Consider the following 14,335-nt stretch of genomic DNA (forward strand, 5'->3'; position numbering starts at 1 on the left):
GCGCCGCTCGTTGTGCGGGATGCAGGCTCCCTGTGGTCACTCCCTGGCCGACTCCGATCACCCGATCGGATGGTTTCGATCAGGGCGTGCAACCCTCAGGACCCCCTGGGGAGTCGACCGTGATGACGAGAGGAGGTGCCGCCAGTGATCGCGAACGTATCGGCACACCGGCGGGCGAACGCCTTCGCCCAGGCTCTGGAGGAGCAGTCCGATCCCGGGGCGGCGGCCGAGCAGTCCGGAGGACCGGCGACCGCCGGGGCCACCGCGGAACCGACCGAGCAGGGCCGTCTGACGGCCCTCGCCCGAGGTCTGGCGACGCTGCCCCGGCCCGAGCTGGATCCCGAGGTCAAGGTCGTCCAGCGGGCCCAGCTCGTGGCCGCCTTCGAGGCCATGCTGCAAGAGGGCACCGTGGGCGGCGGGGCGGCGGACACATCGGTACCGGAGCAGCGCCGGGCGCGCGGCACCCATCGCGCGGCCCCGCTGAGCAGGTTCCGGCCCCGCTCGCGGCTGGCCAAGGGCCTCACCGCCGGCGGACTGAGCGTGAGTGTGGCCGCCGGTGCCTTCGGCGGAGTCGCCGCCGCCAGTTCGGACGCCCTGCCCGGCGACTCGCTCTACGGCCTCAAGCGCGGCATAGAGGACTTCCGCCTCGGCCTCGCCGACGGCAACGACGAGCGGGGCCGCGCCTACCTGGACCTCGCCTCGACCCGGCTGAGCGAGGCACGCCGGCTGATGGAGCGCGGCCGCAGCGGCCCCCTCGACCACGAGTCCCTCGGCGAGATCCGGCGCGCCCTGTCCGGCATGCGGCACGACGCCTCCGAGGGCCACCGCCTGCTCAGCGCGGCCTACGCCCACGACCCCGACTCGCTCGCCCCCATGCAGGCCCTCTCGGCCTTCTCCCAGTCCCACCGGGAGACCTGGGGAGCACTGCGCGAGCGGCTGCCCGTGCAGCTCGGGGACGTCAGTGAGCAGGTGTCGTCGGTGTTCGCCGCCATAGACGACGACGTGGCCCCGCTGGAGTCCATGCTGCCGCCGTCGCCGACCCAGGACGACGGCGGCGGGGACGGCGGCCGGCCGGGCGGTTCCGGCTCGACGACCACCGACACCCCCGGCTCCGGTCACTCGTCGGCGCCGCGCACCGGTGACGACGGCACGTCCGAGCGCGGGCGTTCCCAGTCCGGCCGGCCCAGCGAGTCCGCCGACTCCGGCGACGAGAACGACGGGCTGCTCGGCGGCGGCACCGGTGGGCTGCTCGACCCGCCCAAGGACGACAGCGACACCGCTTCCCCGCCCGCGGGCGGCAACACCCCGCCCGCCGAGCCGGAGGTCACCCTCCCGCCCCTCCTCCCGGGCCTCCTGCCCGGCCTGGGCATCGAGGCGGAGGACGCGGACTGATCCGACGCGGTACCTGTACGGCGGTGGGGCTCCCCGCGGTTCTTCAGGGGGCGCGCCACCGCCGTACGACTGGTCAGAAGAACACCGACCGCCGCTGCACCAGCAGCTTGACCCCTCTGTCTGCTGCCCTCGCACCGCTCCGCGGGCTTCGGCCAGCTGCGCCGGATTCCGTCCGTCGGCTCAGCGCCCCCACCGCGCCATCCACACACCGCGCCTCAGAAGAACACCGACCGCCGCTGCACCAGCAGCTTGTAGAGCGTGTGCTGGATCTGCTCTCGCACCTGGTCGGTCAGGTTGAACATCAGGACCGGGTCCTCGGCCGCCTCCGGCGCGTAGCCGTCCGTCGGGATCGGCTCGCCGAACTGGATGGTCCACTTCGTCGGCAACGGCACCGCACCCAGCGGCCCCAGCCACGGGAAGGTCGGCGTGAGCGGGAAGTACGGGAAGCCCAGCAGCCGCGCCAGCGTCTTGGAGTTGCCGATCATCGGGTAGATCTCCTCGGCCCCGACGATCGAGCACGGAACGATCGGTGCCCCCTGCCGCAGTGCCGTGGACACGAAGCCGCCCCGCCCGAACCGCTGGAGCTTGTAGCGCTCCCCGAACGGCTTGCCGATGCCCTTGAAGCCCTCCGGCATCACCCCGACCAGCTCGCCCTGGGCGAGCAGCCGTTCGGCGTCCTCGGCGCAGGCCAGCGTGTGCCCGAGCTTGCGCGCCAGCTCGTTGACCACCGGCAGCACGAACACCAGGTCCGCCGCCAGCAGCCGCAGATGCCGGTCGGCCGGATGGTGGTCGTGCACGGCGACCTGCATCATCAGCCCGTCCAGCGGCAGCGTTCCGGAGTGGTTGGCGACGATCAGCGCACCGCCCTCGGCGGGGATGTTCTCCACGCCCTTCACCTCGACCCGGAAGTACTTCTCGTACACCGGGCGCAGCAGGGACATCAGCACCTGGTCGGTCAGCTCGGCGTCGAAACCGAAGTCGTCGACCTCGTAGTCCCCGGTGAGCCGGCGGCGCAGGAAGGACAGGCCGGCCGCGACACGCCGCTCCAGGCCGCCGTCCCCGGCACCGTCCTCCCCGCCGCCCTCGTCTTCCGCCGACGAGCGCACCGACGCCTGCCGTCCGGACGCCGCCGACGGCGTCACGGGGTCGTCCTCAAGGTCGTCCTCGCGCGCGGCGGACCCCCGCAGCGGCAGCGGCTGCACCTCGCCCGCCGGCGCCGACTCCGTCTTTGCCCTGCGCCGGTTGCCGCGCGACCGGTCGTCGTCGAACGGAATGACCTTGGCGTCCGCCATCGTTGCTGCGCTCCTCAGTTGGCGCTCTGCGTCGGGAGGTGGCCGCTGCCCCGCCGGGACAGCTCCGCGATCCGGTCGACGGCCCCCGCGAGGGCCTCGGGCGGCAGCAGGCCGGCACCCCGGCCGCGCGCGAAGTCAGCGAACGCCCCGGCCGTCGAGTACGTCGGCCGGAAGCCCAGCGTCTCCCGCATCTGCGTGGTGTCCACCACCCGACCGTGGGTGAGCAGCCGGATCTGCTCGGGGGAGAAGTCCGTCATCCCCAGCGTACGCACGAGCGAACCCGCCCAGGTGACCGCGGGCAGCAGCAACGGCACCGTGGGGCGGCCGAGCCGCCGCGAGCACTGGGAGAGCAGCAGCACCCCGTCACCGGCGATGTTGAACGTCCCGCTGTTCAGCGTGCCCCGCCGCGGCTCGTGCGAGCAGACCCGCAGCACCTCGATCACGTCGTCCTCGTGCACGAACTGAAGCCGCGGGTCGTAGCCGAACACCGTCGGCAGCACCGGCAGTCCGAGGTAGGAGGCGAGCGGCGTGTCCGCGGCCGGACCGAGGATGTTGGCGAACCGCAGCACGGTCACCGACACGTCCGGCCGACGGCGCGCGAAGCCCCGCACGTACCCCTCGACCTCGACCGCGTCCTTGGCGAAGCCGCCGCTGGGCAGGGACTTGGGCGCGGTGGTCTCGGTGCAGACGGCCGGATCGCGCGGCGCGGAGCCGTAGACGTTCGTACTGGACTTCACCACCAGCCGCTGCACCGTCGGCGACTTCTGGCAGGCGCCGAGCAGCTGCATCGTGCCGATGACGTTGGTCTCCTTCACCGACGTGCGGCTGCCGCTGCCCAGCGGCGTCCCCGTCACGTCCAGGTGGACGACCGTGTCCGCCCGCGTCTCGGCGAGCACCCGGCCGATGGCCGACTGCCGGATGTCCGCCTGGACGAAGTCCGCACCGCCCAGATGGTGCTCGGGCGCGACGGCGTCCACACCAATGACCCGCTCCACGTCGGGATCACGCTGGACGCGCCGGACGAACCGGCCGCCCAGCTGCCGGGCCACTCCGGTCACGAGCACGACCTTGCCCAAGATCAGCGCCTTCCTTCCGCCTGCTCCAGCCTGTGCCAGCCCTGCTCCGGCCAACTTAGCCGGTAGGTGTTGCGCGGTGATGACCGACGGACACGGCGGATGACGAAAAAGGGACGGCCGGCGGAGACGGGCGAACCGGCGACCGTACGACTGTGGCCCCCCACCGGATGCGGTGGGGGGCCACAGACCACGCCGACGGCGCGGCGTCGCCTACTTCTTGTTGCGACGCTGAACGCGCGTGCGCTTCAGCAGCTTGCGGTGCTTCTTCTTGGCCATCCGCTTGCGCCGCTTCTTGATAACAGAGCCCACGACTATCCTCGCTCACTTCTCATCACTCGGTTGGTGAGCGCCATGGGCCCACACGACCTACGAGGGGCCAGCCTACCGGTCCGAGCGCTGAGGTCGTAATCGAGGTCCGTCAGGCCGTTTCCACCCCCACGTAGCTCTCGCGGAGGTACTCGTGAACCGCTTGCTCCGGGACACGGAACGACCGTCCCACCCGGATCGCGGGCAGATGACCGCTGTGCACCAACCGGTACACGGTCATCTTGGACACGCGCATCACCGCGGCGACCTCCGCCACGGTAAGGAACTGAACCTCGTTCAGAGGCCTTTCGCCAGCTGCAGCCATGACACACCTGCACCTTCCGCACTCGACGGCCACCGGCTTCCCCTTCCGGTGACTCTTCGTCGCTGCGTGCTCACTCCCCAATGTAGGGGCGGGTGATGCGAGTGGGGAAGAGGTGCACCCCTCACATCCCTAACGTGACAGACACGCCCGATTGAGTACGTAGCGGGTAAGCGGTCGGTAGTACTCGGACCGCACAGCGTCATCAAGTGGAACGGCGACGGACACGACCCCCTCGGCCTCCCCCACGAAGAGCGCGGGATCGTCCGTGTCCGCCGGACCGATCGCCTCGAACCCCAGCTGACCTGCCCCGCAGACCCACCCGTGATCCCCGATCACCAACTCGGGCAACGGCCCGCCGGCCTCGGCAGCGGCCGCCAGCGCCGTACGAACCGGCAGCGGCGAGTGCGTGTGTGCGCCGGGCTCACCACCGGCGCGCCCGGCGGCGGGCTCCCGCACCAACGCGACTCCGCGAACGTAGTCGAGGTGGTACGTGCGTAGACCGAACCGGGTCGTTATGTCGACAGAGCGACCCTGCGCAGGGGTGAGGACAGCACATCCCGCCGCCGACAGCGCCTCGGCCAAGGCGACGTAGAAACCGAGCAGTCGATGCGGGTGCCCGGTGCCGAACAGCACCGGGGCCCGTCGTTCGGCGGCCGCCGCGAGCCGGCCGGCGAAGGCGTCCAGGGCCGCGAGGGTCCGGTCGGGGTCGATCACGTCCTGACCGGAGGTGTCACGCGGATCGGCCGAAACCCCGCACCTCTCCGCCATCAGCGCGACCAGCTCCCGCTGCCGCCACTCCCCTGCCGGGTCGATCCCGATCAGCACCCGGGGATCCCGCGCGGCGAACAACCGGTAACTCCGCAGACTCACCTCCCGAGAGGTCGCCACCACCCCGGCCAGCCGCACATCAAGAAGATGAGCCCGAAGAGCTCCACGGGTCAGCACACGAACGATGCTGCCGGGTCTCCCCACGAGACGAACAGGAAACGGGGAGATCTACGCACGGTCGGCGTAACACCCCGCCTCCCCCAGCTGCGGGCAGTCGTGCCGCTGGGGCGGCACGGGTGGGCGGTGGGGGTACCTCCCAGGCCGTTCAGGCACTGGGGGAGGCACCCCGCACCGCCGGGCAGCGCACCGACCCCCGCCCGGCATCAACGCCGGGCACCCAAGAAGGCCGCCCTCTGGGAAACCGCCCCCTACGGCAACAACCCCCGCAACGGAAACACCGCCCGCCGAGCCGCCCGCACCGCCTGATCCACCCGATCCGCAGGGTCGTACCCCGCCTCCCACGAGGCGAACGACACCGGCCACCGCCCATCGGTCATCCGCATCGGCCCCAGCTGCCGCGTCCGCGCGTACACCTCCTGCCGCCACCCCTCCGGAATCACCGTCTCCGGCTCCACCGGCCGGCCCGCCGCGATCCCCACCAGATGCGCCCACGACCGCGGCACCACCTCCACCACGGCGTAGCCACCACCCCCGAGAGCCACCCACCGCCCCCCGGCGTACTCGTGCGCGAAGTCGTGACACGCCACCTGCACCGCCCGCTGCGCGTCCAGCGACACCGCCAGGTGCGCCAGCGGATCCTCGAAGTGCGTGTCGGCCCCGTGCTGCGTCACCAGCACCTGCGGCCGGAACTCCGCGAGCAGCTCCGGCACCACCGCGTGGAACGCCCGCACCCACCCCGCGTCCCCCGTGCCGGCCGGCAGCGCGACGTTCACCGCCGCCCCCTCGGCACAGTCGGCGCCCGTCTCCTCCGGCCACCCGCTCTGCGGAAACAGCGTCCGCGGATGCTCGTGCAGCGACACCGTCAGCACCCGCGGGTCCTCCCAGAACGCCGCCTGCACCCCGTCACCGTGATGCACGTCGACGTCCACGTACGCGACCCGCTCGGCCCCCAGCTCCAGCAACCGCGCGATCGCCAGCGCCGCGTCGTTGTACACGCAGAACCCGGACGCCGCCCCCGGCATCGCGTGGTGCAGCCCGCCCGCGAAGTTCACCGCGTGCAGCGCGTCCCCGCGCCAGACCGCCTCCGCCGCCCCCACCGACTGCCCGGCGATCAGCGCGGACACCTCGTGCATCCCCGCGAAGGCCGGATCGTCCACCGTCCCGAGCCCGTACGACCCGTCGGCCGCGCCCGGCTCCGCCGACGCCGCCTTCACCGCGTCGATGTAGTCCTCCCGGTGGACGAGCCGCAGCGTCGACTCCCCGGCCGGCCGCGCCGCGACGACCTCCACCTCCCGGTCGAGCCCGAGGGCACCGACCAGGCTCCGCGTCAGGGCGAGCCGGACCGGGTCCATCGGATGCTCGGGACCGAAGTCATAGCCCGTTACTGCCTCGTCCCACATCAGCTGTGCGCGGCCGCTCATGCCCGCCACCGTATCGGTCCGGCCGATCCCCGAACGACCTGGCGTACACGACCGTCACCAGCACCAACACCATCGGTACGAGCATCGCCCCGCGATAGCTCCAGGCGTCCCCGAGCGCACCCACCAGCGGCGAACCGATCAGGAAACCGACGTAGTTGAACACGTTGAGCCGCGCCACCGCCGCGTCGGACGCACCCGGACGGCCGTCCCGCTCCGCCGCCAGCCGCCCCGCCGCCGCGAACGTCTGCGGCACCAGCACACACAGCCCGAGCCCCAGCAGCGTGAACCCGAGCATCCCCACCCAGGCCCCCGGCGCCGACGCCACCACGGCGAACCCGCCCGCCGCGACGACCGCCCCGCCCCGCACCACCGCCACGGCACCGAACCGCCGCACCCCGAGGTCCCCGAGGGCCCGGCCCACCAGCGTGGTCACCATGTAGACGTTGTACGGAACGGTGGCCAGCTGCTCCGAACTGCCCAGCACGTCCTGGAGGTACTTCGCGCTCCAGTTGGAGACGGTCGAGTCCCCGATGTACGCGAACGTCATCACCAGACACAGCGGCAACAGCACCTTGAAGCCGACGCCCGCCCCGGCCCCGCCCGACCCCTTCTCCACCGCCGCCTCAGCCGGACCACCGCCGTCCCCGTCGACGTACCACCGGCTCCCGACCAGCGCGGCCGGCAGCAGCACGACGACCACGGGCAGATACGACACCCACAGCGCCAGGTCCCAGTGCGCCCCCACCCACGCCAGCGAGGCCCCCAGGATCCCGCCGAGGCTGTACGTCGCGTGGAACCCGAGCATGATGCTGCGCCCGTACGCCCGTTGCAGGCTCACCCCGAGCATGTTCATCGACGCGTCCAGCGCGCCCACGGCCAGCCCGAAGACGGCCAGGGCGACGGCCAGCACCGCCACCCGGTCCCCGGCTCCCACCCCGAGCAGCGCCAGGAGCACCACCGGCTGGGACCAGCGCAGCAGCCGGCTGGGCCGCACCCGCCGCACCAGACGCTCGCTCACCACACTCCCGACCCCGGCCAGAATCGGCACGGCGGCGAGGAAGACGGGCAGCAGCGCGTCGGAGACGCCGTACCGGTTCTGGATGGCCGGGATCCGCGTCACCAGCAGCGCGAAGGCGACCCCCTGGGCGAAGAAGCCGAACGCGAGCGAGGCCCTGCCGCGCCGCAGCACATCAGTCATGGCGGCGAGCGTAGGGCTCCGGCCTACCCGTGGGTAGATCCCGCCAAAGATGAATTCTGCTCAGCTTCCAGCACCGGGCCGACCGGGTCGACGGTCGTCAGCCCGCGAGCAAGTCGGCCAGCTCCCCCATGTCCGCGAAGAGCCGGGTCGCCCCGGCCAGCTTCGCGGCCGGCGTCATCGCGGTGAACCCGTACACGTCCATCCCGGCGGCCACCGCGGCCTGCACGCCGAGCGGGCTGTCCTCGATCACGGCACACCGCTCCGGTGCCACACCCATCCGTCCGGCCGCGTGCAGGAACAGGTCCGGTGCGGGCTTGCCCCGCCCCACGTCCTGAGAACTGAAGATCCGCCCGTCGTCGAACCACCGGTCGAGCCCGGCCTTACGGTGCCCCACCCGGATCCGCTCATGGCTCCCGGAGGACGCCACGCAGTACGCCACCCCGTCCGCGGCCAGCTTCTCCAGCACACCGACGGCCCCCGGAACGGGCTCCAGCTCCCGCTCGAAGGCGGCGAACACCCGCCCGTGGAAGACGTCGTCGAAGTCCTCGGGCAGTCGCCGCCCCGTCCGCTCCAGCACCAGGTCGTGCACACGGTGCATGGCACCACCCATGTAGTCCCGCAGCGAGTCCTCGTAGGACGTCGGGTGCCCCAGCTCGGTGAGATAGCCGGCGAGCAGACGGTTGGAGATCGGCTCGCTGTCGACGAGAACACCGTCGTTGTCGAAGATAACCAGGTCGTAGCGCATACACCGACCCTAAACGCAGAAAACCCCGCACCGTTCCCGGTGCGGGGTCTCCTCGCAATAATTGTTCGGCGGCGTCCTACTCTCCCACAGGGTCCCCCCTGCAGTACCATCGGCGCTGTAAGGCTTAGCTTCCGGGTTCGAAATGTAACCGGGCGTTTCCCCTACGCTATGACCACCGAAACACTATGAAACACTCAACCGCACCACGCTGTGGACGTGGGGTTGTTCGTGGTTTCAGAACCAACACAGTGGACGCGAGCAACTGAGGACAAGCCCTCGGCCTATTAGTACCGGTCACCTCCACACCTCACGGTGCTTCCAGATCCGGCCTATCAACCCAGTCGTCTACTGGGAGCCTTAACCCCTCAAGGGGGTGGGAGTCCTCATCTCGAAGCAGGCTTCCCGCTTAGATGCTTTCAGCGGTTATCCCTCCCGAACGTAGCCAACCAGCCATGCCCTTGGCAGAACAACTGGCACACCAGAGGTTCGTCCGTCCCGGTCCTCTCGTACTAGGGACAGCCCTTCTCAAGACTCCTACGCGCACAGCGGATAGGGACCGAACTGTCTCACGACGTTCTAAACCCAGCTCGCGTACCGCTTTAATGGGCGAACAGCCCAACCCTTGGGACCGACTCCAGCCCCAGGATGCGACGAGCCGACATCGAGGTGCCAAACCATCCCGTCGATATGGACTCTTGGGGAAGATCAGCCTGTTATCCCCGGGGTACCTTTTATCCGTTGAGCGACGGCGCTTCCACAAGCCACCGCCGGATCACTAGTCCCGACTTTCGTCCCTGCTCGACCCGTCGGTCTCACAGTCAAGCTCCCTTGTGCACTTACACTCAACACCTGATTGCCAACCAGGCTGAGGGAACCTTTGGGCGCCTCCGTTACTCTTTAGGAGGCAACCGCCCCAGTTAAACTACCCATCAGACACTGTCCCTGATCCGGATCACGGACCCAGGTTAGACATCCAGCACGACCAGACTGGTATTTCAACGACGACTCCACCCACACTGGCGTGCGAGTTTCAAAGTCTCCCAGCTATCCTACACAAGCCGAACCGAACACCAATATCAAACTGTAGTAAAGGTCCCGGGGTCTTTCCGTCCTGCTGCGCGAAACGAGCATCTTTACTCGTAGTGCAATTTCACCGGGCCTATGGTTGAGACAGTCGAGAAGTCGTTACGCCATTCGTGCAGGTCGGAACTTACCCGACAAGGAATTTCGCTACCTTAGGATGGTTATAGTTACCACCGCCGTTTACTGGCGCTTAAGTTCTCAGCTTCGCCACACCGAAATGTGACTAACCGGTCCCCTTAACGTTCCAGCACCGGGCAGGCGTCAGTCCGTATACATCGCCTTACGGCTTCGCACGGACCTGTGTTTTTAGTAAACAGTCGCTTCTCGCTGGTCTCTGCGGCCACCCCCAGCTCGGAGTGCAAGACTCGTCACCGGGTGTGGCCCCCCTTCTCCCGAAGTTACGGGGGCATTTTGCCGAGTTCCTTAACCATAGTTCACCCGAACGCCTCGGTATTCTCTACCTGACCACCTGAGTCGGTTTAGGGTACGGGCCGCCATGAAACTCGCTAGAGGCTTTTCTCGACAGCATAGGATCATCCACTTCACCACAATCGGCTCGGCATCAGGTCTCAGCCTTGTGTGCGACGGATTTACCTACCGCACGGCCTACACCCTTACCCCGGGACAACCACCGCCCGGGATGGACTACCTTCCTGCGTCACCCCATCACTCACCTACTGCAAGTCTGGTTCGTCGGCTCCACCACTCCCCTCAACTCCGAAGAGATCAGGGCGGCTTCACGGACTTAGCATCGCCTGGTTCGATGTTTGACGCTTCACAGCGGGTACCGGAATATCAACCGGTTATCCATCGACTACGCCTGTCGGCCTCGCCTTAGGTCCCGACTTACCCTGGGCAGATCAGCTTGACCCAGGAACCCTTAGTCAATCGGCGCAAACGTTTCTCACGTTTGTATCGCTACTCATGCCTGCATTCTCACTCGTGAACCGTCCACAACTCGCTTCCGCGGCTGCTTCACCCGGCACACGACGCTCCCCTACCCATCACAGCCGGCGTTGGCCGTATTGCTGCAATGACACGACTTCGGCGGTACGCTTGAGCCCCGCTACATTGTCGGCGCGGAATCACTAGACCAGTGAGCTATTACGCACTCTTTCAAGGGTGGCTGCTTCTAAGCCAACCTCCTGGTTGTCTGTGCGACTCCACATCCTTTCCCACTTAGCGTACGCTTAGGGGCCTTAGTCGATGCTCTGGGCTGTTTCCCTCTCGACCATGGAGCTTATCCCCCACAGTCTCACTGCCGCGCTCTCACTTACCGGCATTCGGAGTTTGGCTAAGGTCAGTAACCCGGTAGGGCCCATCGCCTATCCAGTGCTCTACCTCCGGCAAGAAACACACGACGCTGCACCTAAATGCATTTCGGGGAGAACCAGCTATCACGGAGTTTGATTGGCCTTTCACCCCTAACCACAGGTCATCCCCCAGGTTTTCAACCCTGGTGGGTTCGGTCCTCCACGACCTCTTACAGCCGCTTCAACCTGCCCATGGCTAGATCACTCCGCTTCGGGTCTTGAGCGTGCTACTAAAATCGCCCTGTTCGGACTCGCTTTCGCTACGGCTTCCCCACCCGGGTTAACCTCGCAACACACCGCAAACTCGCAGGCTCATTCTTCAAAAGGCACGCAGTCACGAGGATGGAGCAAGCTCCATCCCGACGCTCCCACGGCTTGTAGGCACACGGTTTCAGGTACTATTTCACTCCGCTCCCGCGGTACTTTTCACCATTCCCTCACGGTACTATCCGCTATCGGTCACCAGGGAATATTTAGGCTTAGCGGGTGGTCCCGCCAGATTCACACGGGATTTCTCGGGCCCCGTGCTACTTGGGTGTCTCTCAAACGAGCCGCTAATGTTTCGACTACGGGGGTCTTACCCTCTACGCCGGACCTTTCGCATGTCCTTCGCCTACATCAACGGTTTCTGACTCGTCCTGTTGCCGGCAGACAACAGAAGAGAGATCCCACAACCCCGCACACGCAACCCCTGCCGGGTCTCACACGTATACGGTTTGGCCTCATCCGGTTTCGCTCGCCACTACTCCCGGAATCACGGTTGTTTTCTCTTCCTGCGGGTACTGAGATGTTTCACTTCCCCGCGTTCCCTCCACACTGCCTATGTGTTCAGCAGCGGGTGACAGCCCATGACGACTGCCGGGTTTCCCCATTCGGACACCCCCGGATCAAAGCCTGGTTGACGACTCCCCGGGGCCTATCGTGGCCTCCCACGTCCTTCATCGGTTCCTGGTGCCAAGGCATCCACCGTGCGCCCTTAAAAACTTGGCCACAGATGCTCGCGTCCACTGTGCAGTTCTCAAACAACGACCAACCACCCATCACCCCGGGAAAACTCCCGAGTGCACTGGGGCCGGCAACTGAAGGAAAATCATTCCCTCAGACACCCAACAGCGTGCCCGACACGTTCAGTCAAGATCCTGCGTTCCACGCCGAAGCAGTACTAGCAGTCCTCATCCTGATCGTGCCGAGTAGTCAACGTTCCACCCATGAGCAACCAGTGCGAGACGTTCGCTCGCATCCTGGCCTCTGACCAGCCCGAAGGCCGGTAAGAAATGCTCCTTAGAAAGGAGGTGATCCAGCCGCACCTTCCGGTACGGCTACCTTGTTACGACTTCGTCCCAATCGCCAGTCCCACCTTCGACAGCTCCCTCCCACAAGGGGTTGGGCCACCGGCTTCGGGTGTTACCGACTTTCGTGACGTGACGGGCGGTGTGTACAAGGCCCGGGAACGTATTCACCGCAGCAATGCTGATCTGCGATTACTAGCGACTCCGACTTCATGGGGTCGAGTTGCAGACCCCAATCCGAACTGAGACCGGCTTTTTGAGATTCGCTCCACCTTGCGGTATCGCAGCTCATTGTACCGGCCATTGTAGCACGTGTGCAGCCCAAGACATAAGGGGCATGATGACTTGACGTCGTCCCCACCTTCCTCCGAGTTGACCCCGGCGGTCTCCCGTGAGTCCCCAACACCCCGAAGGGCTTGCTGGCAACACGGGACAAGGGTTGCGCTCGTTGCGGGACTTAACCCAACATCTCACGACACGAGCTGACGACAGCCATGCACCACCTGTACACCGACCACAAGGGGGGCACCATCTCTGATGCTTTCCGGTGTATGTCAAGCCTTGGTAAGGTTCTTCGCGTTGCGTCGAATTAAGCCACATGCTCCGCCGCTTGTGCGGGCCCCCGTCAATTCCTTTGAGTTTTAGCCTTGCGGCCGTACTCCCCAGGCGGGGCACTTAATGCGTTAGCTGCGGCACGGACAACGTGGAATGTTGCCCACACCTAGTGCCCACCGTTTACGGCGTGGACTACCAGGGTATCTAATCCTGTTCGCTCCCCACGCTTTCGCTCCTCAGCGTCAGTATCGGCCCAGAGATCCGCCTTCGCCACCGGTGTTCCTCCTGATATCTGCGCATTTCACCGCTACACCAGGAATTCCGATCTCCCCTACCGAACTCTAGCCTGCCCGTATCGACTGCAGACCCGGGGTTAAGCCCCGGGCTTTCACAACCGACGTGACAAGCCGCCTACGAGCTCTTTACGCCCAATAATTCCGGACAACGCTTGCGCCCTACGTATTACCGCGGCTGCTGGCACGTAGTTAGCCGGCGCTTCTTCTGCAGGTACCGTCACTTTCGCTTCTTCCCTGCTGAAAGAGGTTTACAACCCGAAGGCCGTCATCCCTCACGCGGCGTCGCTGCATCAGGCTTTCGCCCATTGTGCAATATTCCCCACTGCTGCCTCCCGTAGGAGTCTGGGCCGTGTCTCAGTCCCAGTGTGGCCGGTCGCCCTCTCAGGCCGGCTACCCGTCGTCGCCTTGGTGAGCCATTACCTCACCAACAAGCTGATAGGCCGCGGGCTCATCCTTCACCGCCGGAGCTTTCGACCCGCCAAGATGCCTTGGCAGGTCAGTATCCGGTATTAGACCCCGTTTCCAGGGCTTGTCCCAGAGTGAAGGGCAGATTGCCCACGTGTTACTCACCCGTTCGCCACTAATCCCCACCCGAAGGTGGTTCATCGTTCGACTTGCATGTGTTAAGCACGCCGCCAGCGTTCGTCCTGAGCCAGGATCAAACTCTCCGTGAATGTTTACCCGTGATCGGGTGACACCACGAGAGCGGAACATCGAGAGGAATAGTCCCGACGTTCACAGCGTCCTCGCTGTGTGTTACTTCAAAGGAACCTCGCCCTCCCGAACGGGAGAGACGGGGTATCAACATATCTGGCGTTGACTTTTGGCACGCTGTTGAGTTCTCAAGGAACGGTCGCTTCCTTTGTACTCACCCTCTCGGGCTTTCCTCCGGGCGCTTCCCTTCGGTCTTGCGTTTCCGACTCTATCAGATCTTTCCGATCCGATTTCCTCGGTGCTTTCCAGGTTCCCGCTTTCGCGTTTCCCTTTCCGGCGGTTCCGACTCTATCAGATCCTTTCGGGCTCTGATTCCCCGTCAGAGGGGGTTGCCGTCCCGGCCTTTGGGCCGTTTCAACGAGGTGAGACTCTAGCGGACTCC

At 66.4% G+C, this 14,335-nt stretch carries 9 protein-coding genes and 3 rRNA genes; 1 reads left to right on the forward strand and 11 read right to left on the reverse strand.

The window, feature by feature from the left end; translation table 11 throughout:
* Positions 1 to 144: 144 nt before the first annotated feature.
* Positions 145 to 1,392: a DUF5667 domain-containing protein gene (locus tag OHA99_RS16075; protein ID WP_194279971.1), complete on the forward strand. Its 1,248-nt coding sequence runs from the start codon at positions 145 to 147 to the stop codon at positions 1,390 to 1,392.
* 215 nt (positions 1,393 to 1,607) lie between these two features.
* On the opposite strand, the gene OHA99_RS16080 is transcribed toward OHA99_RS16075, so the two are convergent.
* The 11 genes from OHA99_RS16080 to OHA99_RS16130 all read right to left on the reverse strand — a co-directional run bounded on the left by OHA99_RS16080 (position 1,608) and on the right by OHA99_RS16130 (position 13,913).
* The gene (locus OHA99_RS16080) at positions 1,608 to 2,684 is read right to left on the reverse strand and encodes a lysophospholipid acyltransferase family protein (protein ID WP_153178565.1); all 1,077 of its coding nucleotides are present in this window, start codon (positions 2,682 to 2,684) and stop codon (positions 1,608 to 1,610) included.
* 14 nt (positions 2,685 to 2,698) lie between these two features.
* Positions 2,699 to 3,760, reverse strand: coding sequence for an NAD-dependent epimerase/dehydratase family protein (locus OHA99_RS16085; protein WP_153178566.1), 1,062 nt, complete (start codon positions 3,758 to 3,760; stop codon positions 2,699 to 2,701).
* Positions 3,761 to 3,970: 210 nt separating this feature from the next.
* Entirely contained in the window at positions 3,971 to 4,069 is a 99-nt protein-coding gene (locus OHA99_RS16090; protein ID WP_003948845.1) for a 30S ribosomal protein bS22, read from the reverse strand.
* 109 nt (positions 4,070 to 4,178) lie between these two features.
* Complete coding sequence (locus tag OHA99_RS16095; protein WP_007443703.1) at positions 4,179 to 4,391, reverse strand: helix-turn-helix domain-containing protein; 213 nt, start codon at positions 4,389 to 4,391, stop codon at positions 4,179 to 4,181.
* Between the two features lie 129 nt (positions 4,392 to 4,520).
* On the reverse strand, positions 4,521 to 5,336 hold the full coding sequence (locus tag OHA99_RS16100; RefSeq protein ID WP_153178567.1) for a phosphatase: 816 nt from the start codon (positions 5,334 to 5,336) through the stop codon (positions 4,521 to 4,523).
* A 251-nt stretch (positions 5,337 to 5,587) separates the two neighbouring features.
* A complete protein-coding gene (locus tag OHA99_RS16105; protein WP_164383736.1) occupies positions 5,588 to 6,760 on the reverse strand; it encodes an acetoin utilization protein AcuC in 1,173 nt (390 codons plus the stop codon).
* Entirely contained in the window at positions 6,711 to 7,958 is a 1,248-nt protein-coding gene (locus tag OHA99_RS16110) for an MFS transporter (protein ID WP_405696299.1), read from the reverse strand. Before OHA99_RS16110 ends, OHA99_RS16105 begins: the two co-directional genes overlap by 50 nt.
* 97 nt (positions 7,959 to 8,055) lie before the next feature.
* Positions 8,056 to 8,703 (reverse strand): HAD family phosphatase, encoded by a 648-nt coding sequence (locus OHA99_RS16115; RefSeq protein ID WP_153178570.1) that lies wholly within the window; start codon positions 8,701 to 8,703, stop codon positions 8,056 to 8,058.
* A gap of 63 nt (positions 8,704 to 8,766) precedes the next feature.
* Positions 8,767 to 8,883, reverse strand: a 5S ribosomal RNA gene (gene rrf, locus OHA99_RS16120).
* A gap of 84 nt (positions 8,884 to 8,967) precedes the next feature.
* Positions 8,968 to 12,089: ribosomal RNA gene (locus OHA99_RS16125) — 23S ribosomal RNA — on the reverse strand.
* Between the two features lie 295 nt (positions 12,090 to 12,384).
* Positions 12,385 to 13,913: ribosomal RNA gene (locus OHA99_RS16130) — 16S ribosomal RNA — on the reverse strand.
* The 16S, 23S and 5S rRNA genes sit together here, the layout of an rRNA operon.
* Between the last annotated feature and the right edge of the window lie 422 nt (positions 13,914 to 14,335).

Origin of the sequence: Streptomyces coelicoflavus (assembly GCF_045041415.1) — a bacterium.
Taxonomy (GTDB): domain Bacteria; phylum Actinomycetota; class Actinomycetes; order Streptomycetales; family Streptomycetaceae; genus Streptomyces; species Streptomyces coelicoflavus.